Raw genomic sequence first — 19,681 nt, forward strand, 5'->3', positions numbered from 1 at the left:
CGGGCTTTCGCAAGGGAGCGCAATGGGATTTTGGAGGCAACAAAACACATCAATGGACCGGACCGTGCGTGGAAGACCGCGTGATCCGGTCATTGATTTTGCCCGCTTCTTCTGCCTGGTCCTCGTGGTGCTTTCACACTGCATGATGGTCAGTCCTGTCCTCCATCCGGACGGGACGGTCACCACCGAAAACACCCTCATGGACCAGCGGTGGTTTGAGCCGGTGCTGTGGGTTTTCCAAATCATGCCGTTGTTCTTCGTGCTTGGCGGCATCACAGGGCTTGGCTCCTGGCGCCGGCTCCGCGGGCGGGGCGGGACCGGCGTCGACTACGCCCAACTGCGGCTCTTGCGACTCATCCGTCCGGCGACCGCCCTGCTGGCCGCAATGTTCCTGGGCCTTTCGGCTGCGCGGCTTTCCGGCGTCGACCCCCAAGTGATCCAGCTCATCGCCACCGGCGCGGGAATGCCCTTGTGGTTCCTCGCCGCGTACCTCGCAACGCAGCTCAGCGTTCCGTTGCTGGCCCGCCTGCATGCACGGTCCCCATGGCTGACCCTGGGCGGTCTCGTGACGGCAGTGATCACGGTTGATTCCCTGCGCGGGGCCTTCCCGGTTCTCGCATCCCTCAACATGCTTTTCGTCTGGTGCTCCGTCCAGCAGTTCGGCTTCTTCATTGCCGACGGCATCTTCGCCGGTCGCAGCCGGGGTTGGTTCGTCGGCTTGATCGCCGGCAGCAACGTGCTGTTGGGCCTTGTGACCGGGATCGGGGTCTACTCCGGGAACATGATTGTGGACCTGAATCCGCCGAACTTCTGCATGCTCCTCCTCGGCTTGTCACAAGCCGCCACCCTTCAGCTCTTGCGGCCGGGAATTTCGTGGCTGGCCAACGTTCGTTGGGTCCGCTGGGTGGTGGCCGTGGCGGGCCGGCGATCGATGACCATTTACCTTTGGCACTTGCCGCTCCTCGTGGCGATGTCCGGCCTGCTCCTGCTTACCCCGTTCCCCAAACCGGCGGCCGGAACGGCTGGATGGTGGTGGGCGCGGCCGCTCGTGCTGCTCGCCGTCGTCGTTCTCCTGGTGCCGGTCCTGCTGCTTTGCGGCCGGCTCGAAGAGCGCCCGACGGCGGCCGTCCACGCGCGCGGGCGGGCGCACGCCGCGGTGGTGACTGCCGGCGTCGTGGTCTTCATTCCGATGGTGGACGCCGCGTTCAACGGCCTCACGCTGACCCTCTTGGGCGGCGGGTCGGCGTGCTTCGCGCTCGCGGTTCTGTTGTTGGGCCGGGTGCCCGCTGACGGGCCGTCGCCGGTTGCCCGAGGTGCGCTTGAGGGACCATTGCCAGAGCAAGGTTTACGTGCCAATCTCGACTCATGACTGAGTTCACGGAATCCACGGCAGAGTCGTTCAGCGCTCACGTCACAACCGTCAGGAACGACAAATTCCATCGCTACGAGCTTTTGGTCGATGGCGAAGTGGCAGTGATCTCGCAGTTCATGGACAAACCGGGACACATCGATTTCCTTCACACCGAGACCCGGCCGCAGTTCAAGGGGAGGGGGCTGGCCAAGGTTTTGGCGCATTTCGCCCTCGACGACGTCGTGGCCTCCGGGAAGAGGATCATCCCGCATTGCCCGTTCATCGCCGCTTACCTCCGGGCGCACGAGGGTTACGAGCTCGACGTCGATTGGCCGCCGGAACCCCCCGTGGGCGAACCCGACAACGACTAGCCTTCCGTTTTGCCGCCGGAGGGAGCCGTGGCAGTAATCGACTGGGTATGCTTCTCCGTGGGCGGAGTGATGCTGCTCCTGACATGGATGAGTGTCATTGGGACCCTCATTGTGCCGCGGCCGTTGCGCAGCAGGCTTTCGCGGGTTACCGCCCTCGCGACGTCGAAGATATTCCGCACCATCACGATTCCGGCCACGAGCTACGAGGTCCGCGACCGGATTTTGTCGTGGCAATCTCCGATGTCCTTGTTCGTCCGGTTGCTGGTGTGGGTGGTCCTCTTCGACGTTTCGTTCAGCCTCTTACTGCTGCCTTTCGTCGACGGCGATATCTGGCAGGCGGCGAGCGAGGCCGGTTCGGCGATGTTCACTTTGGGGTACGCGGCGCCGTCCAACATGGGGAACACGGTGCTGGTCTACGCGGCTGCGTACACGGGTTTGATAGTCATCGCCCTGCAAATCGGGTATCTACCCACCCTGTATTCGGCTTTCAACCGGCGCGAAGCGGAGGTAACCCTGCTTGTTTCGAGGGCGGGTGCGCCTTCCTGGGGGCCGGAGCTCCTGGTGCGCACGAGGTTTGGAATGGCCGCCCAAAACAGCACGAGCGAGCTGAGCGACCTCTACCGGACATGGGAACGGTGGGCGGCCGATGTGGCCGAATCGCACAGCACCTACCTCACTTTGGTGTGGTTCCGTTCGCCGTCTGCCCAGTCGAACTGGCTCAACTCCCTTTTGAGCGTGATGGACGCGGCTGCCCTGCAACTCGCCTTGAGTCCGGGATCGGCCCCGAGCACGCGGGCCCGGCTGGTTCTCCGGATGGGCTTCACTTGCTTGCGGCAGGTCGCCCGGGCAGTCGGTATCCCGGTGGACGAAGATCCTGACCCCGATTCCCCGATCGACGTGACGTTCGCGGACTTCCAGGAAGCCGTGGAGTTGCTGCGGACTGTCGACTACCCGATTGAAGTGACAGCCGAGCAGGCATGGCCGCATTTCAGGGGTTGGCGCGTCAACTACGAGAAAGTCGCGTACGCGCTCGCCTACGCGATCGACGCGCCGCCGTCGATGTGGAGCGGTCCGCGGCGGTTCCCGTCCGAACCGATCATGCCGTCGCGGCCGAAGAACCGTACTTCCCAAGAGACCAAGCCCGACGACCCGCAAATCCTTGGCCGTCGAAGGACGAACTAATACCCCTCCCCCTCCGGAGTTTGTGTACACCTGACACCCCTTAAAAGCCGGTTTAGCGGGTGTTTTCTGTACACAAACTCTAGTGGGGTGGGCGCGGGGCCGGCAGCCTACTCGGCGCCTTGGGCTCCTACCCGGGTGAGGTAGCGGAGTGAGCGGTCGCGGTCCGTCGCTTCGCTGAGGTCGTGAAGCCGCGCGGCCAGAAGCTCGGGCGGGCCGATAAGCCCAAGGCACGTGCCGTCGTCGTCCACTACCGCGGCCTCCGCCGCGCCCGACAGCGCGAGGACGTACGCCGCGTGCCGGGCGGTTTCGCGCGGGTGCAGCACGGGCGCGTCGTTGGGGAGCGCCGACGCCGGTGCCCGCATGATGTCCTCGCAGAAGAAGGTTTCGAGCGGATCCGTCGTGTAGTCGCGCGTCAAATGGAGTCCGCGCCGCGCGATCTTCTCAGTCAGCACCGAACGCCGAAGGAACAGGACGGAAGCCCCGTACGCGACCACGGAGGCGATGAGCAGCGGGAGCGCCACGGCCCAGGCATGGGTCAGTTCAAGGGTGAAGATCACGCCCGTGAGGGGTGACCGCATGACGCCCCCGACGACGGCGGTGAGCCCGAGCAGGGCCCAGAACCCCGGGATGACGCTTGGCAAGACGAGGCCCGCCGCGGCGCCGAGCGCACCGCCGATCATGAAGATCGGTGCCAACACGCCGCCCGACGTCCCGCTGCCGAGGGAAAGTGACCAGATGAGCGTCTTGACTACCAGGATGCCCACAATGAGGCCGGTGGTGGCTTGGCCCGTGAGCAGTTGGTCGATGACGTCGTAGCCCACGCCGAGCGCACGGGGCTCGATGAGGCCGCCCGCACCGATGATGAGTCCGCCGATCGCGGGCCACCACATCCAGTGGAACGGCAGCCGGGCGAACGCGTCTTCGGCGCGGTACACGAGCCACGTCGCGCCGGCGGCGACGATCGCGCCGGAAAGGCCGACGACGGCGGCCAGCGCCTCGATGCCGGGCGTCAGGTGGAGTCCTTCGGTCGGGACCGGGAAGATCGGGGCGTTGCCGAGGATCACGCCGCGCACCACGGTGGACACGGCGACGCCTGCAGCCACGGGGATGAAGCTGCGCGGACGCCATTCGAAAAGGAGCAGCTCAACGGCGAGCAGGACAGCCGCGAGCGGTGAGTTGAACGTCGCGGCCATGCCGGAGGCCGCACCCGCAACCAGAAGGGTCTTACGTTCGTCCGCCGTCAGGTGGAGGTGCTGGGCCAGGATCGAACCGATGGCCCCGCCCGTCATGATGATGGGTCCTTCGGCGCCGAATGGCCCACCCGAGCCGATGCTGATCGCTGCCGAAACGGGTTTGAGCACGGCGACCTTCGGCGCGATGCGGCTGCCGCCGATCAGGATGGATTCGATGGCTTCGGGCATTCCGTGGCCGCGGATCTTCTCCGAGCCGAAGCGGGCCATGAGTCCAATGACCAGTCCGCCCGCGACCGGCAGGAAGAGCACTTGCCACCACGGATGCCCGCTGCCGACGGCGACGAGGCTGGTTGAAATCCGGCCGTAGAAGAAGAGGTTGGTCGCCAGGCCGATAAGGCCAAGGAGCGCCCACGCCGCGAGGGCGCCGAGCGCGCCGACCGGGATCGCGAGGGCTGCCACGAGCACCATCCGCCGGTCGACGGCGAAGTCGCTCAATGGGTGGCTTCGATGGCCGCTCATGCCACTACCGCCCGGCTCAGGGAGGCCTCGGAAAGGTGCCCATGCAGCGCTGTGAGTCCTTCGGCGAGCTGTTCCCGGAGTTCCGGGCTGAGGTGGGACAGCGCTTGGCGGAACTCGTCGTCGCGCCGCTGGACAACGGCCGCTACGGCCTCGCGACCGGCCTCGGTCAGGGAAAGGAGCACGAGGCTGCGGTTTTCCGGTACGGCGGTGCGCTGGACGTAGCCTCCCGCGCACAAGCGGTCGGCAAGGCGGGTCACTGAGGAGCCGGAGACTTCGAGGACGTGCGCGAGCGTGCCGCTGGGTACCGTTCCGTGGTCATGGAGGGCGAACAGCATGCGCATTTGCGGCATGGACAAGTCCGTCACCTCGTCAACACTGCGCATGGCGACGGCGAGCAGGTCCCGCGTGGCGCGCTGGAGGGCGTCGATCTGGCGGTCGAGAGGATTTGGCATACGACAACTATTGCATAATGCAAGGCTTGCTGTCGCCTACCCGTTAGTCTTGGCCCATGACTACGAAAGCAGATGCCATTACCGCGCTTGTCACGGGGGCCTCGGCCGGTATGGGAGCCGAGTTCTCCCGGCAGCTCGCACAGGATGGGCACCACCTCATCCTCGTGGCGCGCGACGAGGGCCGCCTCCGCGCCGAAGCGGAAGTCCTGGAGCGCGACTACAGCATCACGGCTGAGGTGCTGCCCGCCGACCTCACCACCGACGCCGGTGTGGCAGCCGTCGTCGCACGCCTCCAGGACGCTTCGCGCCCGGTGGAGGTGCTGGTCAACAACGCCGGAATCGGCCTGCTGGAACCGTTCGAGAAGAACGATGTGGAAGACGAGAAGCGGCACCTGCGGCTCCACGTCCAGACTCCCTTGGAACTCTGCCACGCGGCCCTGCAAGGAATGCTGGAGCGCGGCTCCGGCCGGATCATCAACGTTGCCAGCGTGGCTGCCTTTGCGAACCGCGGAAGCTATTCCGCGGCCAAGGCCTGGCAAGTGAGCTTCAGCCGATGGGCCAACCTCGCCTACGCGGGCCGCGGCGTCAAGGTCACGGCAGTCTGCCCCGGGTTCGTGCACACGGAATTCCACCAGCGCATGTCCATGGATAAAAGGGCTATCCCCGGCTTCCTGTGGCTCAACGCCGAAAACGTGGTCCGGGAAGGGTTGGAAGACAACACGAACGGCAAGGGGATTTCCGTTCCGAGCAAACGGTACAAGTTGCTTACCGCCATCATGCGGTTCGTGCCGGCGAAGTTTACTTCGGGTCCGGCGCGGCGTCGGCTGGAGTAGCTGCCGCCGGAGCTGCACGGCGACCCTGGACGAGCACCGCCACCGCGATCCCTATCACCGCGCCGATGAATGTTTCCGCGCCGCGTTCGACAATGAGCACGGCCGGGTTGGCGGGTGCCGCCATCTGCGTCATGAGCAGGATCACCGGGGTGAAAAACACCATCGCCCACCCGTAGTGCCTGGCCATGAACAGCTCGGTGGGGAACTGGCAGACGATTACCACCACCGCGAGGATGACTTGGGCGTGCCCCGGAAAGTACTGGAGCGGGGACAACGGGCCCGGGAAGAGTACGACGGCGACAATCGCCAATCCGAGGAACGTCCCCACGATGCGGTGGATGCCCCGGTGCAGCCGGCTGGGCATGTCGGCCCCGGCGAGCGGGACCGCTGCGGCCGCCATCGCCCAATGAAGGTGTCCGAGTCCGGACAGTACGCCCGCGGAGCCTGCCGCGCCGACTGCCAGCGCGTACCGGGCAGCGTGTATTCCGGCGGCCTGCCGCCACTGCCGGTCCGGCGCGGGGACGTCCCGATTGGCGCCGCGCTCCCACGTCCGGTATCGCAGCCATCCCGCAAAGCCGACAAGCATCGAGAACGCTGCGGACGCGGCGAAAACCAGGAGGGGTTCGAAGAAAGGTATGGTCACCGGAACGGCGGAGCAGGTACCGAGCGCCAGGATTCCGAAGAACGGCCCGTTCGGCCTGAGCTGTACTTTGTCAGCGAACAGGGACCCTGCGCCCGCGAAAACGGCCTCGACCGCTACGAGGCTCCAGAAGTGGATATTCGCGATCGAGAGGAACGTTCCAATTGAGACGCCGGCCAGCAGGATGGCGGTAGCCTGGGCCTGGTGCTTGAGGCGCAACTGGTGCGATTCGTTGCGGCCGTACATGCCAGTGAGCGCGCCGAAGACGGCGTAAAGCGTGAGCTCCGGATGGCCGGCGGCGAGCAGTACGAGCGTCGGGACGGCCACGCTCAGCGCAACCCTGACGGCGGCAAGGTGGTCGTTGCTCGCAGGCGGGACCTTATACAGGGCACGGGCATGGGACATGATTGATCGCATCAAGACACCACCAATCAATTCGGCCGATCATTTGGAAGGTACCAGTAGCTCAGGATTGGCGCCACGGGAAGGGTCCAACGTTGCCGAGTGTTTCACCGGACCGCGGGCCGGGCCGGCTTTGCGGTGGGGTGAGCCGGGGTTTGCCGCGGGGGAAACAGTGACAGGATCGAAAGCATGACCGTATCTTTCACGTGCCGCACCCGTATCAGGCTCGCGCCCGCCGAGGTGTTCGACCTCTCCCGCAACGTCGACGCCCACGTGGGTTCCATGGCCCGGTCCCGGGAGCGCGCAGTGGGCGGCGTCGTATCCGGATTGATGTCTGAGGGCGACGAAGTGACGTGGCAGGCGTGGCATTTCGCGTTGCCTCTGCGGATGAGCAGCCGCATCACGGAATTCCACTTTCCCGATTCGTTCACCGATGAGCAAGTGCGCGGCCCCTTCCGCTTTTTCCGACACGTGCACCGGTTCATTCCCGACGACGGCGGGACGCTCATGGTCGACGAGGTCGAGTTCGCTGCCCCTTTCGGAGTGGTGGGTCGCCTTGCGGAGAAAATGGTCCTCGCGCGATATCTGCGGAACCTCATTGTGCAGCGCAATCGGTACCTCGCCGGGCAGGCGGGCCTTTCGTGATCAGGGAAGCACGTGCCCACGAACTGGAGCAGTTGCGCGGTATTGAATATGCCGCCGGCGAGATTTTCCGGGCCTGGGGGATGGCTGCCATTGCGGACGATGAGCCGTTGACTGTCACGGAGTTGGCGCTATTCCAAGCCCGCGGTTGCGCCTTGGTGTTTGCCGATCGCTCGGACGAGCCCGTGGCATATCTCTTGCTGGAGCGTCTGGACGGCAACGCGCACGTCGAGCAATTGAGCGTCCACCCTTCGCATGCCCGGCAAGGACTCGGAAGTTCCTTGCTGGATGCTGCCGAAGAGTGGGCCCGGGCTGAGGGCATGGAGTGGTTGACCCTGACTACCTTCCGCGAAGTTCCATGGAATGCCCCTTACTACCGGAGGCTCGGATTCCAGGAATTGGAAGGCCATGAACTGGACGGTGGCTTGCGCGGCATCTTGGAGTGGGAGGCCCTGGTTGGCCTTGACCGCTGGCCGAGGGTCGCGATGCGGCGTCGGGTGGGCTAAGTGAGTGCCGACGAAATTGTCAGTTTGGATTGACAGCCCCGTTCCGTCAGTCCAAACTGACAGCATGAATGGTGATGAATTGACGCCTCCCGGATCCGGCTCGGACCCGGCAGTGGGCCTCCGTGCCGTCGGTGCCCTGCACCGGCTCGCCGAGAAGGTCGAAGCCACGAACGTGGCGCTCGCCCGGGAGCAAGGCTGGTCCTGGGAGCAGATCGGAGACGCGTTGGGCGTCTCCAAGCAGTCGGTCCACGCCAAGCACGGAAAGTGAGTTTGCCATGTTTGAACGATTCGCTGCCGAGGCAAGGACTGCGGTCCGTGAAGGAGCGGAAGAAGCCAAGCACCGGGGTGACCGGAGAATTGGAACGGAGCATTTGCTCTTGGGCTTGCTGCATGACCCCGAGAGCTGCCGGGTCCTCTCGGTGGACCTTGAATCGGCTCGCGCCCAACTCGATGCCTTGGACCAGGAAGCCCTTGAATCCGTGGGTGTTGCCCTCCGCGATTTCGGCCCGCTCAGGGCCCCCAGGGGAAGCATCCGGACTACCTTCACTTCCGGTGCCCGGGCGGTGATCCAGGACTCACTGATCCTCACCACCCGGGAGAAAGCCCGGAAGATCAGCGGTCGCCACCTCTTGCTCGCCCTATTGGAAAGGCAACAGCCGGACCCTGCCGCAGCCTTGTTCAACAAGCTTGGAGTGAATCCGGAGGGGATGAAGGCGCGGCTGCGTGACGCGGGATGAGGCCGGGAGCCTAAGCCGCGACGAGTTCCACTCCGCCGCGCTTCACTTTGCGTCCCGCGAGCGGTTCCCGCGGGAAAAGGAAGCGGTGGGTGAGGATGGCGCCGGCTGCAAGTACCAGGAGGTAGGCAACGGACAGGCCCTGCCAGGTGAGCGGCGGCTGCCACGCGGGATCGAACATTTCCGTCCAGTTGGTCCGGGCCTGGAAGCCTACCGTGTACCGGCGAAGTACCTGGAGGAAGAGATACAGGTGCACGCCCACGCCGCCAGCCAGGAGCCAGCGGGAAAGGGAACGCGCCCAGGTTCCGGTCGGCGTCGGGCGCAAACGCATGGCCACGCCGCTCGCGAGCAAGAGCAGGACGAACAAGGCAAGAAGGTACCTGCCCTGCCAGATGTAACCGATTTGCTGGATCACTTGGGCCTGCAGGATCGGCGGAAGGATGATCACCGCGAGCAGGACGACCCACACCGCAGGCCGCGCACGTACCGGCCGTGCCGTGAGGCCGCCGACGATGATGGCAGCGAAGGCGAAGTGCCAGAAGGCGAAAACAGCCGCGGGCGCCGGGGCGTCGAGCCAGCCCATGATTCCTATGTAACCGGAAGAGTAATCGAACGTGCGGTCCAGCATGGTGACGAACGCTTGGTCCGGGGTGACGTCGCTGGGGGCGCCCGTCAGGCTGTTGAAACTGTTCGCCCGGACCAGCCAGGCAAGGCTGATTGCGCAGCCCAGGCCCATCAGGACAGTCATGGCCAGTCCAAGCTTGTTTTTCAGGGTTGCAATGAGTGGCCTGAATCCATAAATGAGGACCGCCGCCACTACGGCCAATGCCAACCAAAGCAAGGAAAGGGCGCGGGTATTGGCCAACACGGCCCCGGAGATCCCGACCAGGACAATGCTCGTTCGAACTGTATTCAGCTTGCGGTAATTCTGGAAAACAAGGCAAAGATTCATGAACAGCGCGGACGTAGTCACGATTTCGAGCGCATTGGGGTTAACCGAACCCCCAAGGAAGAGCACCATGGGGGTGACGGAAACCAACGTGCTTGCCACGGGCCAGAATCGACGGCGCATGGAAGCCGCCGCGCCAAAGGTGGCTGCAAGGAAGAACGAACAGACCAGCGCGCCGATGGAGCGCATGATGTAGATGGCCGGCGCTCCTCCCATCACGCGCGAGGGTAGGCCCACCATGGCGTAGTACATCGGATTGTAGTTACCGGCGCTCGTGGGAGCCTTCACCAGGTCCCGCGCTGTGGCATCTATGGGAGGGGCGCACGCCGGGGTAACCGAGTTTTTGGCGCCGAAACACGCCTGGGCGTTGATCATGGCGATGTACCTTGGCACTGTGACGATGGTCAGGTCGCCCTGCTTCCCCGCCGATTCGCCCCTCAGCTCCCCGCGGGCAACCGCCGCGGCTTTGATGGTGTGGGCAGGTTCGTCCGGCACCGACATGAGCGGGGAAGCAAAAACCCAGATCATGGAAAGAACCGCGAAAACGGGGAACGCGAGGAGCGTGTACCGCAAGGTTGGGGACGCTCCTGGCCGGCGGACTAAGCCAGGCAGTGCGGGAGAATTGGTAGCCATCGTGCAGTTACGTTACCGCATGGCGCTTCCTTGGCCCTGGCCGCGTTCTTTATCACACCCGCTACACTTGACGGAGCCTTGCCGTCGCTGAGGCGGGCCATTCGTCATCGGGGGCCATAGTTCAAGGACATTAGAGATTTCGGGGTATTAACCATGGCGCTTGACCCGCGTGCCCTCGCGTCGCGCCTGGCGGGATTTGTCCGCCGCAGCCATCTGGTGAAATTCCTCATTGTCGGCGGCCTTTCCTTTGCCATTGACCTTGGCCTGTTGGTCCTGCTGCACGAAGCGATGGGCGTGGACTTATGGCTTGCTACGCCAATAGCCTTCATCGCCAGCCTGATGTTCAACTACTTCGTCCAGCGCTCCTTCACCTTCGGCGCGAGGAGCCGGAAGCGCGTCAGTATGTTCCGGTACGGACTGCTGGTGGTTTTCAACATCTTCGCCACGGACGTCATCGTCAATCTTTTCGACAACCTCGCGCTCACCTACGCAGGGGGCAAGGTCGTGGCCACGGTGTCCACAATGGCCTGGAACTTCTTCCTCTACAAGTACTGGATCTTCCGTGGCGACCCGGAGGTGCGCCAAGAGGACGGGGAGTTCAGTCCCGCTCCAGTGGAAGACAGCGAGCGGGCCTGACCGGAGGCTTCGGCCACCCCTGCGCGTCAAAAACACGGACAGCTGGGCATTTCCTGTATGCTCCCACGGGATCAGCCAACAGCTTGGGGGAAGCCCGTGCAGGACACCATAGCCGCCCGCCCGTCGTGGGGACATCGCCTCGGCGGAATCGAAGGCCTCCGCGGAATTGCCGCTGTCAGCGTCGTTTTCTACCACCTTGGCCTGACGGCATCATTCCACTTGCTGACCGGCCCTTTGGAAGTTGCGTTCACCCTTTTCAACCAAGGCCTGACCCTGTTCTTCGTCCTGTCCGGCTTTCTCCTCTACAGGCCGTTCGCTTCGGCGATCATGCAGGGGAAGCCATTGCCGTCCATCCGCAGGTACGCCTACAACAGGCTTTTGCGGATCTATCCGGTGTACATCGTCATTTTCGTTGTGACGGGCATTTTGGTCGGCGCTGTTTACCTCAAGGGGAGCACGCACGGATTCGGGCCGGATAACATCGGCAGGCTGACGGATCCTTTGAAGATTGCCGCAAACGCGCTTCTCGTCCAAATGTTCATCCCGCAATATGTGATGAGCGGCCTGCCCGTTTCCTGGTCCCTTACCGCAGAGATCACGTTCTATTTTGTCCTGCCGCTGGTGGCGGTCCTGGCTCTGTGGCGGATTCGAAAGGGAACGAACAAGACGTCTGCCCTGGTTTGGGGTCCGCTTGTGATGGTCGTGGTTTCCCTCGGAATTGCGGCTTGGTCAGACGATGCCGCAAGCCGCATGGGATCGGACGAGGCCGGCGAGTTCAGGTTCGGCCAGACCGTAAGCGCTGTCCTCTTGAGGAGCTTCCTCGCCCACGCGGATCTTTTCGCCTATGGGATGCTCGCCGCCGTCGCGGTTGTCCTGCTCCACCAACGCGGCGTGCAACGGGTACATACCGGCATTAAGGCGGCGATCGTTTTTGGAGCGGCACTCCTGGTGTTCATTGGGGTCGTCTTGGCGCGGCCGGCCCTTTCCCACCTTTCGGGTGTGGCAGCCGCCCTGGTTTTGGTGGCTGTTGTTTTGCCTTCGTCCAGCAGGAACGGCAGCCTCAACAGGGCTGCCCGCGTGCTGGAGTGGTTGCCCTTCCGCTTCACCGGAGTGATTAGCTACAGCATCTACCTTTGGCATCTGCCGATCATTTTCTGGCTCATCACTCACCATCGGACTTTTGGGCAGGACTCAATTTCCGTCGCGTTGAACGGTCTGCTCGTCTTGGCGATTACCCTTCCCCTGTCCGCCCTGACGTACTACGCAGTGGAGCGTCCCGCGATGAAATTGAAGAAGTCGATGGTGAAGACGAAGAAAGCCGAACCGGACCTGGCGACCATCCCCAGGTGACCCGTGCTAGTTCACGACCAACTCCACTTCGTAGCCGTCCGTGTTCACGAGGTAGGCGGCGTAGTAGTCGGGACCCCCGGCGTGGGGGTAGCGGCTTTCGAACATTTCGTACCACCCGGAATCTGCGCCCAGCTGCCGGAGCCGGTCAACATTCTGCTTGGTGCCCGCGTGGAAGGCGAGGTGGTTGAGCCCGGGTTCGGTCCGGCGGTGAGTGCTCCCCGTGAGTGCCGGAGACTGTTCGACCACAATGTAGGTATCACCAAGTTTCCAGCTGCAGCCCTCGGGCCACTCCCGGAACTGTTCGTAGCCCAACTCCGACAATAGCCAGCCCCACTCCTCTTGTGCCCGGCCGATGTGGGGCACCCAGATCTCGACGTGGTGGAGCGATCCTGCTGGTACTTCAGCCATGCCGTGAGTCTACGTTCGCTTGGCAGCCGGCGGAATGGTCCAGTGGAACGGTCAGGCAGCGGGCAGCTCAACCACGAACGCAGCCCCGCCCTCGCGCGCAGCGCGGACGCTGATCCGGCCGCCCAGTCGCCCCACGATCCTCGCTGCGATCGACAGGCCCAATCCGCTGCCCACAGGACGTTCCCCGCGGTACCGGGCAAAGAGCGCACCCCGCTCGAACGCGACGGCGGCATCGGCCTCCGTGAGCCCCGGCCCGCCGTCGCGCACTTCCACGGTGAGCACGGGCGAGCCGGGCGCGGCAGTGTACGCCGCGAGGACCACGGGCGAGCCTTCCGGAGTGACCCGAAGGGCGTTTTCCAACAGTCCGTCCACCACTTGGCGCAGCCGCTGGCCGTCGGTTCGGACAATCAGCGCACCCTGCGGCAGTTCCAGGCGTCCCGCTATTCCGGTCCGGGTGCGCACAGCTTGCCACGCTTGCCAGCTCTCGCGCAGGATCAGCGCTGCGTCCACGGGCTGCCGCTCCACGCGGAAATCGTCGGATTCGAGCCGGGCGAGCTCGAGGAGGTCGCGGACGAAGCGGTCAAGACGGTTGGTTTCAGCCACCAGGGTCCGTCCCACGCCAGCGACGTCGGAGCCGGTCACCACGCCGTCGGCGAGGGCCTCGGCATAGCCTCGCAGCGCGGTCAGGGGAGTCCGGAACTCGTGCGAAATGGACAACAGGAATTCGCGCTGCCGCCCCTCGCTGGTGCGGAGCGCGGAGTCGAGGGCGCCCAATGCCTGCGAAACTTCCACCACCTCGGCGGGCCCTCCGGCGGCCACATCCACCGAACGTTCACCGGCCGCGAGCCTGTGCGCGGATTGGGCGGTGCGCACCAGCGGGCGGCTCAGCCACTGCGCCAAAAGTGCTCCCGCGACGATCGCGAAAACCAAGCAGACCGCGAGGGCGATCAGCATGCGGCTTAGGAGGGGCGCCGCTGCCGCGCGGATTTCGGACACCGGCTGCGCAAGGACCACGCCTCCGCCGTTTGCCAGCGGCCGGGCCTCGAGGACCACGGTGTTCTGTGGGCCGTCCACGGTTTTCGAGACAGACTTGCCGGCCTGCACGTCAGCCACTGTTTTCGCGTCCACGAGCCTGGCCCCGCCACCGGTGACGCGGCCATCGGAGCTGATTGCCGCGAGTCGCGCGCCGTGGGTGAGCAGGTCGGCGCGAAGGTCCTGGAGACCGCCTATGCTGGTCTGTTTGCTCAGCGAATCGGCCTCGACGGCTAAGTACTTCTTCGCTTCGTCAACGGCCGTCGCATTCACCAGTTGGGCGGCCAAAAGGCCCGCGAGCACGACGGCGACCGTCGCCACCGCCGCGATAATCGCCGTCGTGCGTCCCGCGAGCGTGCCGAGCCAGCGTTTCACGTGGACCCTCCGGCGGCAGGGCGGTCGTCGGCGACCACCGAGTACCCGACGCCGCGGCTCGTCGCGATGGGGGAGTGCCCGCCAAGCTTCGCGCGCAGCTGCGCGATGTGGACGTCTACTGTCCGTCCGGCCGCGTAGCTTGCCTGGCCCCAGACCGCGGAAAGGAGCTGCTCGCGGGAAAAGACGCGGCCGGGTTGGGCCATGAGGTAGGCGAGGAGATCAAATTCGGTGGCGGTCAAGGTGATGTGGCTGGCGCCGGCACGCGCGGTCCGGTTCAACGGATCGAGTTCCACCGCGCCAACAACAAGCGGTTTGGGACGGACCATCCCTTCCGTGCGCCGCAGGACGGCCTTGACGCGGGCCACGAGCTCCGACGGCGAAAACGGCTTGGTCAGGTAATCGTCCGCGCCCAATTCCAGGCCGAGCACGCGGTCGACTTCCTCATCCCGCGCGGTCACGAACAGCACCGGCGTCCAGTCCTCGGCCAAGCGGAGCTGCCTGCACAATTCGATTCCGTCCATGCCGGGCAGGCCGACGTCGAGGATCACCGCCACCGGCTTGAGGCGCCTGATCTGCGCGAGCGCGGAAATCCCGTCGCGCTCCACATGCACTCCGAAGCCCGCACGGCCCAAATACAGGCGCTGGATATCGGCGATTGCCTGTTCGTCCTCGGCAATCAACACCAACCCGCGCCCGTCTTCCATGCGTCCATTCAACAGCAAGGACCTGTGTGGAGACTTGGCAGGGGCGCCCTCCGGACCGGTTTTACATTCCTCGAACATTCGCCGAACACTCAGTTCACGCCTCAGGACCAGAGTGTTGTGAAGAGCGCTGGTGGATGTGCCGCCGGCCAGGAACAAAGGACTACTCGATGGACATGCTCCCCATCCCGGGCACCCCGACGCAACGCCCGAAGGGACGCAAGGCGCGCACCGCCGTCGTCGGTCTCGTTGCCGCGGGCCTCCTCCTTGGGGGCGGCGTGATCGCCGCGAACGCTGCCACTTCCAGCAACCCGGGCACGACGGCGGCAGCCACCTCCCAGCCCGCCGCGGCTGTCGCAACGACTGCTTCGGCGACTGCCTCAGCCGGCTCTGCATCGACGGCGGCCAAGGCGCCACTGGCGCGGCACCCCCTGGCCACTGCCCTCAGGTTCTTCGTGAACGGCGACTCCAGCAAGCCGAATTTCGGGACGCGTGCCGCGAAGATTGCCACGTTCATCCTCGACAAGCGGCCGAAGCTCGCGGCAAAACTGCCCGCCGCGCTCCAATCGGACCTGAAGGCACTCAAGGATGCTGCCCCGGCAGACCAAGTGGCGAAGGCCAAGGCCATCAGGGACAACGCCCTGAACGGCACCTACGGGGCGAAGATCCAGGCGCAGGCCCAGCGGATCGAACAGCGAAAGGCTAACAACAAAGCGTGAGTTTGCCGGCCCTGCCGAAGGTATCGGGGGTCGGCAGGGCCTCGCTTCCCACAATTTGCGGCGGGAGGTCGCTGAGCGGCATCGGCGCAGATCGCCTTGCAGAATAAGCACCGAACCTGTGCCTGGCCCGCTCCATCCATGAAGCCTGGCCCGATGTTGACGGCGTCAGGGCTCCCTCCGCGATGGCAGGGGGACGGCCGGTTACCACTTTGTGGACCGACCGCCCGCTGCCTGCGGCTCCGGAGTTCTCGATGCCGTTGAAGTCACCTGCTGTGCCGAGGGACATCGTTGCCGCCGCCGGCATCATCGGGTACCAATGCAACGTGATCCCTTAGCTATGACCGCAGGTCGGCGAGCTCCGCCGGACGATCGGCGTCGGACGGGCCGGCGGCTGCGTCGAACGGCATTTCATCCAGGTCGATCAGCGGATTCGTATCCTGCGTTGCAACGAGTTCGCGGGCTTCGGCTTGCGTGTCCACGCTGGGCATGGAACCCGGGAGCGGACGCTGTGCCGATTCGCGCAGGAAATAGATGGCGACTGCACCGACGATTGAGGTGGCCATGAGGTAGTAGGCAGGCATCATGTCATCGCCTGAGCCCTGGATCAGGGCATCCACGATGAACGGAGTCGTTCCGCCGAAGATCGCTACGGAAAAGTTGTAGGCGATGCCCATGCCTCCGTAACGGCTGGATGTCGGGAACAGCGCGGGCAGGGCCGAGGCGAGGTTTGCCACGTAGAAGGTCACGGGGAAGGCCACGAGGGCCAGGCCTGCGAGGGTGGACCAGATGCTGCCGAGCCCGATCAGCATGAACGCTGGAATGGCGAACAGGACCGTGCTCACCGCGCCGATCCACAGCACGGGACGTCGGCCGATCCGGTCGGACAGCTTGCCGGTCAGCGGGATGCAGACTGCCATGATCACCAGCACGGGAATGGTCAGCAAGGTGCCGTGGACGGCATCGTAGCCCTTGGAATCCGTGAGGTAGGTAGGCATGTAGGACGTGAGCGCGTAGCCCACGGTGTTCGCGGCAGCGGCAAGGATCATGGCGAGGATGATCTGGCGCCAGTAGGCCTTGATGATGCCGATCGGTCCCTTTGCCACAGCGGCATCGCCTGCGGCGGCGTCGGCAGCCATGGCTTCCTGGGCATCAAGGGTGGCCTGGAATTGGGGCGATTCTTCGATCTTGCTCCGGAAATACACGGCGATGACGCCAAGCGGGCCGGCAATGAGGAACGGCAGGCGCCAGCCCCAGTCCTCCATGGCGCCTTGGCCGATGCTGAGCTGCAGGATCGAGACCAGCGCGGCGCCGAGGGCAAAACCGATGTACGAGCCCATGTCGAGGAAGCTCGCGAAGAAGCCTCGCCGTTTGTCCGGGGCGTATTCGCTCACGAACGTGGTGGCGCCGGCGTATTCGCCGCCGGTCGAGAATCCCTGGATGAGCTTCAGGATGACCAGCAGCGCGGCTGCCCAGATGCCGATTTGCGTATATCCCGGAAGGAGCCCGACGCCGAAGGTGCTTGCCGCCATGAGCAGAAGGGTCGCCGCCAGAACCTTTTGGCGACCCACTTTGTCACCGAGCCAGCCGAACACTACCCCGCCGAGCGGACGAGCCACGAATGTCGCCGCGAATGTTCCCAAAAGAAAAAGCGTCTGGACCGACTTGTCCGCCTCGGGAAGAAACACCGGCCCCATGGTGGTGATGAGGTAGCCGAATACGCCGACGTCGTACCACTCCATGGTGTTGCCGACGATCGTGCCGCCGAGCGCCTTCTTAAGCATTGGCTGGTCCACGACATTGACGTCCGAAACCCTGAGCCGACGGCGCAGGGGGCGCTTCATTTTCGAGGTGCCGCGTGCTGCGGCCTTGCTTGTTCCAACGGTGTTCCTGGCACCTGCTGGAGAGTCGGTGATGCTTTGGTCTATGGGCATTTGGGCTTCTCCTAGGGAGGTCATTTGCTTGCGACGTGTAGCTGCCCCGCTCCGGGCAGGGTTTCGATTTTACGCGAAATCCGCCCAAACTGAGAGTTGAACTCCGACTTTTGGGGCTGTTTTGGCCCGTTTTTGCGTCAAATGTCAGACATGCTCATGGCCCGTCCAGCCCCGGAATGACGCGGTTTTTGGGTGATTTCGGGGCTGTGCACGCAACTTTTTTGGCTTGGGCCCGCGAAACAGGCAGTTTGCTGACTATTTTCAGCTGTTTTCGGCGAGTGTCCCGATCACCACAGTGGCGTCCAAATCGTCCGAATGGACCACCCTCGCCGAGAGCCCGGCACTCTCGAGCAGGGCCGCCGTCGTCCGGGCTTGCCGGACGCTGGTTTCGATCAGCAAGTGGCCCCCTGGAGCCAGCCACGACGGAGCCTCACGCGCGATCCGCCGCTGCACGTCCAAACCGTCCGCGCCGCCGTCGAGCGCTACAAGTGGTTCGTGCAGCCGTGCCTCCGGCGGCATCATCCCGATCGACTCGGTGGGCACGTACGGAGCGTTCGCCGCGATGACGTGCACACGTCCGCGAAGGGTGGCCGGCAGGGCGGCGTAAAGGTCGCCCTGGTATACGTGTCCTCCTGCCGGCTCGATGTTCCGGCGCGCGCAGCGGACCGAGGCGGGGTCGACGTCGGCGGCGTGCAGTTCGATGCCGCCCACCGCGGCAGCCAGCGCCGCACCCACGGCCCCGGATCCGCAACAGAGGTCGACGACGGCGGCAGCCGGCAGGGCAAGGCGCGCCGCCTGCTGGGCGAGGTACTCCGTGCGACGGCGCGGGACGAAGACGCCGGGCTCGAGGACTATGCGCAGGCCGCAAAATTCGGCCCAACCGAGGAGTTGTTCCAAGGGCAGTCCGGAAACGCGCTGCTCCACCAGCCGTTCCAATTCTTCGGACGTGCCGGCAGCGGCGATTAGGAGTCGGGACTCGTCTTCGGCGAAAACGCACCCGGCGGAACGGAGCCTGGCTGTGATGGCGTCGGCGTTAGTGTTTGCTGACATGGGAGAGCCTTTCGGGATACCGATGGGTGCTCTCCAAGCCATCTGCCCCAGTCCAGCCGTTCAGTTCGGACGTCCAGTTCAGGCGCGGCGGCCGGCTTGCCGGGGGAGGAGGTATGAGCACCCGTGAATTGCCGTGTTGATGGGTCTCACCTCCTGGATTCCTTCCAACGAGCGTCGCTGGAATTGCCATGGTATCCGAGGGCCCGCCCCGAAACCATGCAGGCAAAAGCTTGGGGTTCCCAAAAAGCGTTCCCATTGTTTAGGGTGGGTGCATGGGAACACTGATTTTTGAGTAAACCTCCTGGTCTTGGATCGCCCGAGTTGGCTTTGATCCGATTCCGTTGAGTTTCATCCGACAAAAATCCACGCCTGTTGAGGCTTCGCCTCCGCGCCGTTCCTTTACCGCTGCCCATCCTTATTTGGGTTTTGCAATGGACGCCGCAGTCCCGACGCCTTCTCCGGCATCAGCGCTTAAGGAGACCACTGCATGACACCGAATACGCCCGAAACCAACACCCAGGAAACTGCCCCTGAGGCCACCGGCATCGCATCGAAACTGACGGACGCACAAAAGGAAATGCTCGCCCGTAAGTCACGCGGCGGAGGCGGTGCGGGATGGCAAAGCACGGGAAAGGGCCACAAACCCACCCACACCCAGGGCAAGCAAGCCAAGACAGAGAAGAAAGTCCGCTGGTAGCTCCTGCAGACAAGCGGAGCGCTCCCACCTAAGATGGAAAATCCCTTCGTTTCACTGTGGAAAGGAAGAACAATGGCTGCGAAGCATGTTGCGCAAAGCATCAATTCCGAGGTCGCCAGCCACCTCGCCGAGTCCATGGGTGCGCCACCCATGCCCGCCCCGGCAGTTGTGGCCATGTCCCTTGGCTCAGCTCAAACGCCGTCCTGGCCTGATGGCAGCGGCAAGGCAAAGCACCCGAAAGAGCACGGCACCAACCTCGGCCGCGGCGGACAACAAGCGGCTGTAACGGCAATCCACCGCACCAGCCGCCCGCAGATGCCGCACTCCTCGTGAGGCTCTGACTCCGATATTGCTCACCGACGCGGAAAATGCCCT

The 19,681-nt window shown here is 64.4% G+C and carries 22 protein-coding genes; 13 read left to right on the forward strand and 9 right to left on the reverse strand.

All coding sequences use genetic code 11. The features are described 5' to 3' along the window. Nucleotides 1–52: 52 nt before the first annotated feature. Genes ABCW42_RS00885 through ABCW42_RS00895 form a run of 3 tightly spaced genes read left to right on the forward strand, consistent with a single transcriptional unit; the run spans nucleotide 53 to nucleotide 2,904 of the window. The gene (locus ABCW42_RS00885) at nucleotides 53–1,369 is read left to right on the forward strand and encodes an acyltransferase family protein (RefSeq protein ID WP_423183100.1); all 1,317 of its coding nucleotides are present in this window, start codon (nucleotides 53–55) and stop codon (nucleotides 1,367–1,369) included. Continuing rightward, nucleotides 1,366–1,722 carry a GNAT family N-acetyltransferase gene (locus ABCW42_RS00890; RefSeq protein WP_423183101.1) on the forward strand — a complete coding sequence of 119 codons (357 nt, stop codon included), beginning with the start codon at nucleotides 1,366–1,368 and terminating at the stop codon, nucleotides 1,720–1,722. The genes ABCW42_RS00885 and ABCW42_RS00890 overlap by 4 nt, the downstream gene beginning before the upstream one ends. 27 nt (nucleotides 1,723–1,749) lie before the next feature. After that, nucleotides 1,750–2,904, forward strand: a complete 1,155-nt coding sequence (locus ABCW42_RS00895) for a hypothetical protein (RefSeq protein WP_423183102.1) — start codon at nucleotides 1,750–1,752, stop codon at nucleotides 2,902–2,904. A gap of 107 nt (nucleotides 2,905–3,011) precedes the next feature. Here ABCW42_RS00895 and ABCW42_RS00900 read toward each other — a convergent pair whose 3' ends face one another. Beyond that, nucleotides 3,012–4,616: a chloride channel protein gene (locus tag ABCW42_RS00900; RefSeq protein ID WP_423183103.1), complete on the reverse strand. Its 1,605-nt coding sequence runs from the start codon at nucleotides 4,614–4,616 to the stop codon at nucleotides 3,012–3,014. Further along, the gene (locus tag ABCW42_RS00905; protein ID WP_423183104.1) at nucleotides 4,613–5,068 is read right to left on the reverse strand and encodes a MarR family winged helix-turn-helix transcriptional regulator; all 456 of its coding nucleotides are present in this window, start codon (nucleotides 5,066–5,068) and stop codon (nucleotides 4,613–4,615) included. Before ABCW42_RS00905 ends, ABCW42_RS00900 begins: the two co-directional genes overlap by 4 nt. Nucleotides 5,069–5,124: 56 nt before the next feature. Here ABCW42_RS00905 and ABCW42_RS00910 point away from each other — a divergent pair, with 56 nt between their 5' ends. After that, on the forward strand, nucleotides 5,125–5,901 hold the full coding sequence (locus tag ABCW42_RS00910; RefSeq protein ID WP_423183105.1) for an SDR family NAD(P)-dependent oxidoreductase: 777 nt from the start codon (nucleotides 5,125–5,127) through the stop codon (nucleotides 5,899–5,901). Here the strand turns inward: ABCW42_RS00910 and ABCW42_RS00915 are convergent. Next, nucleotides 5,867–6,958, reverse strand: coding sequence for an FUSC family protein (locus ABCW42_RS00915; RefSeq protein ID WP_423183106.1), 1,092 nt, complete (start codon nucleotides 6,956–6,958; stop codon nucleotides 5,867–5,869). The two genes, ABCW42_RS00910 and ABCW42_RS00915, sit on opposite strands and share 35 nt — an antisense overlap. 174 nt (nucleotides 6,959–7,132) lie before the next feature. On the opposite strand from ABCW42_RS00915, the gene ABCW42_RS00920 reads away from it, so the two are divergent. The 4 genes from ABCW42_RS00920 to ABCW42_RS00935 all read left to right on the forward strand — a co-directional run bounded on the left by ABCW42_RS00920 (nucleotide 7,133) and on the right by ABCW42_RS00935 (nucleotide 8,828). Further along, a complete protein-coding gene (locus ABCW42_RS00920) occupies nucleotides 7,133–7,588 on the forward strand; it encodes an SRPBCC family protein (RefSeq protein ID WP_423183107.1) in 456 nt (151 codons plus the stop codon). After that, on the forward strand, nucleotides 7,585–8,091 hold the full coding sequence (locus ABCW42_RS00925; RefSeq protein ID WP_423183108.1) for a GNAT family N-acetyltransferase: 507 nt from the start codon (nucleotides 7,585–7,587) through the stop codon (nucleotides 8,089–8,091). Before ABCW42_RS00920 ends, ABCW42_RS00925 begins: the two co-directional genes overlap by 4 nt. 64 nt (nucleotides 8,092–8,155) lie before the next feature. Beyond that, nucleotides 8,156–8,359, forward strand: coding sequence for a helix-turn-helix domain-containing protein (locus ABCW42_RS00930; protein ID WP_423183109.1), 204 nt, complete (start codon nucleotides 8,156–8,158; stop codon nucleotides 8,357–8,359). Between the two features lie 7 nt (nucleotides 8,360–8,366). After that, entirely contained in the window at nucleotides 8,367–8,828 is a 462-nt protein-coding gene (locus ABCW42_RS00935; RefSeq protein WP_423183110.1) for a Clp protease N-terminal domain-containing protein, read from the forward strand. 10 nt (nucleotides 8,829–8,838) lie between these two features. Here ABCW42_RS00935 and ABCW42_RS00940 read toward each other — a convergent pair whose 3' ends face one another. Next, on the reverse strand, nucleotides 8,839–10,347 hold the full coding sequence (locus tag ABCW42_RS00940) for a DUF2142 domain-containing protein (protein WP_423183111.1): 1,509 nt from the start codon (nucleotides 10,345–10,347) through the stop codon (nucleotides 8,839–8,841). Nucleotides 10,348–10,560: 213 nt separating this feature from the next. Here ABCW42_RS00940 and ABCW42_RS00945 point away from each other — a divergent pair, with 213 nt between their 5' ends. Together ABCW42_RS00945 and ABCW42_RS00950 are read left to right on the forward strand one after the other, a co-directional pair. Further along, nucleotides 10,561–11,043, forward strand: a complete 483-nt coding sequence (locus ABCW42_RS00945) for a GtrA family protein (RefSeq protein WP_423183112.1) — start codon at nucleotides 10,561–10,563, stop codon at nucleotides 11,041–11,043. Nucleotides 11,044–11,139: 96 nt separating this feature from the next. Next, complete coding sequence (locus tag ABCW42_RS00950; RefSeq protein ID WP_423183113.1) at nucleotides 11,140–12,393, forward strand: acyltransferase family protein; 1,254 nt, start codon at nucleotides 11,140–11,142, stop codon at nucleotides 12,391–12,393. A 6-nt stretch (nucleotides 12,394–12,399) separates the two neighbouring features. Here ABCW42_RS00950 and ABCW42_RS00955 read toward each other — a convergent pair whose 3' ends face one another. The 3 genes from ABCW42_RS00955 to ABCW42_RS00965 are packed head-to-tail and all read right to left on the reverse strand — an operon-like array spanning nucleotide 12,400 to nucleotide 14,912. After that, nucleotides 12,400–12,801: a VOC family protein gene (locus ABCW42_RS00955; RefSeq protein WP_423183114.1), complete on the reverse strand. Its 402-nt coding sequence runs from the start codon at nucleotides 12,799–12,801 to the stop codon at nucleotides 12,400–12,402. 51 nt (nucleotides 12,802–12,852) lie between these two features. After that, a complete protein-coding gene (locus ABCW42_RS00960) occupies nucleotides 12,853–14,208 on the reverse strand; it encodes a sensor histidine kinase (RefSeq protein ID WP_423183115.1) in 1,356 nt (451 codons plus the stop codon). Continuing rightward, entirely contained in the window at nucleotides 14,205–14,912 is a 708-nt protein-coding gene (locus ABCW42_RS00965; protein WP_423183116.1) for a response regulator transcription factor, read from the reverse strand. Before ABCW42_RS00965 ends, ABCW42_RS00960 begins: the two co-directional genes overlap by 4 nt. Nucleotides 14,913–15,079: 167 nt before the next feature. Between ABCW42_RS00965 and ABCW42_RS00970 the strand changes: the two genes are divergently transcribed. Next, the gene (locus ABCW42_RS00970; RefSeq protein ID WP_423183117.1) at nucleotides 15,080–15,628 is read left to right on the forward strand and encodes a hypothetical protein; all 549 of its coding nucleotides are present in this window, start codon (nucleotides 15,080–15,082) and stop codon (nucleotides 15,626–15,628) included. Nucleotides 15,629–15,963: 335 nt separating this feature from the next. Here the strand turns inward: ABCW42_RS00970 and ABCW42_RS00975 are convergent, their stop codons facing one another. Both ABCW42_RS00975 and ABCW42_RS00980 read right to left on the reverse strand, forming a co-directional pair. Further along, nucleotides 15,964–17,559, reverse strand: a complete 1,596-nt coding sequence (locus tag ABCW42_RS00975; RefSeq protein ID WP_423183118.1) for an MFS transporter — start codon at nucleotides 17,557–17,559, stop codon at nucleotides 15,964–15,966. A gap of 261 nt (nucleotides 17,560–17,820) precedes the next feature. Then, nucleotides 17,821–18,609 (reverse strand): putative protein N(5)-glutamine methyltransferase, encoded by a 789-nt coding sequence (locus ABCW42_RS00980; RefSeq protein WP_423183119.1) that lies wholly within the window; start codon nucleotides 18,607–18,609, stop codon nucleotides 17,821–17,823. 487 nt (nucleotides 18,610–19,096) lie between these two features. Between ABCW42_RS00980 and ABCW42_RS00985 the strand changes: the two genes are divergently transcribed. Both ABCW42_RS00985 and ABCW42_RS00990 read left to right on the forward strand, forming a co-directional pair. Continuing rightward, nucleotides 19,097–19,306, forward strand: a complete 210-nt coding sequence (locus ABCW42_RS00985; protein ID WP_423183120.1) for a hypothetical protein — start codon at nucleotides 19,097–19,099, stop codon at nucleotides 19,304–19,306. 72 nt (nucleotides 19,307–19,378) lie between these two features. Next, nucleotides 19,379–19,639, forward strand: a complete 261-nt coding sequence (locus tag ABCW42_RS00990) for a hypothetical protein (RefSeq protein ID WP_423183121.1) — start codon at nucleotides 19,379–19,381, stop codon at nucleotides 19,637–19,639. The last annotated feature ends 42 nt before the right edge of the window (nucleotides 19,640–19,681 follow it).

Origin of the sequence: Arthrobacter sp. NyZ413 (assembly GCF_049390645.1) — a bacterium.
GTDB lineage: Bacteria > Actinomycetota > Actinomycetes > Actinomycetales > Micrococcaceae > Arthrobacter.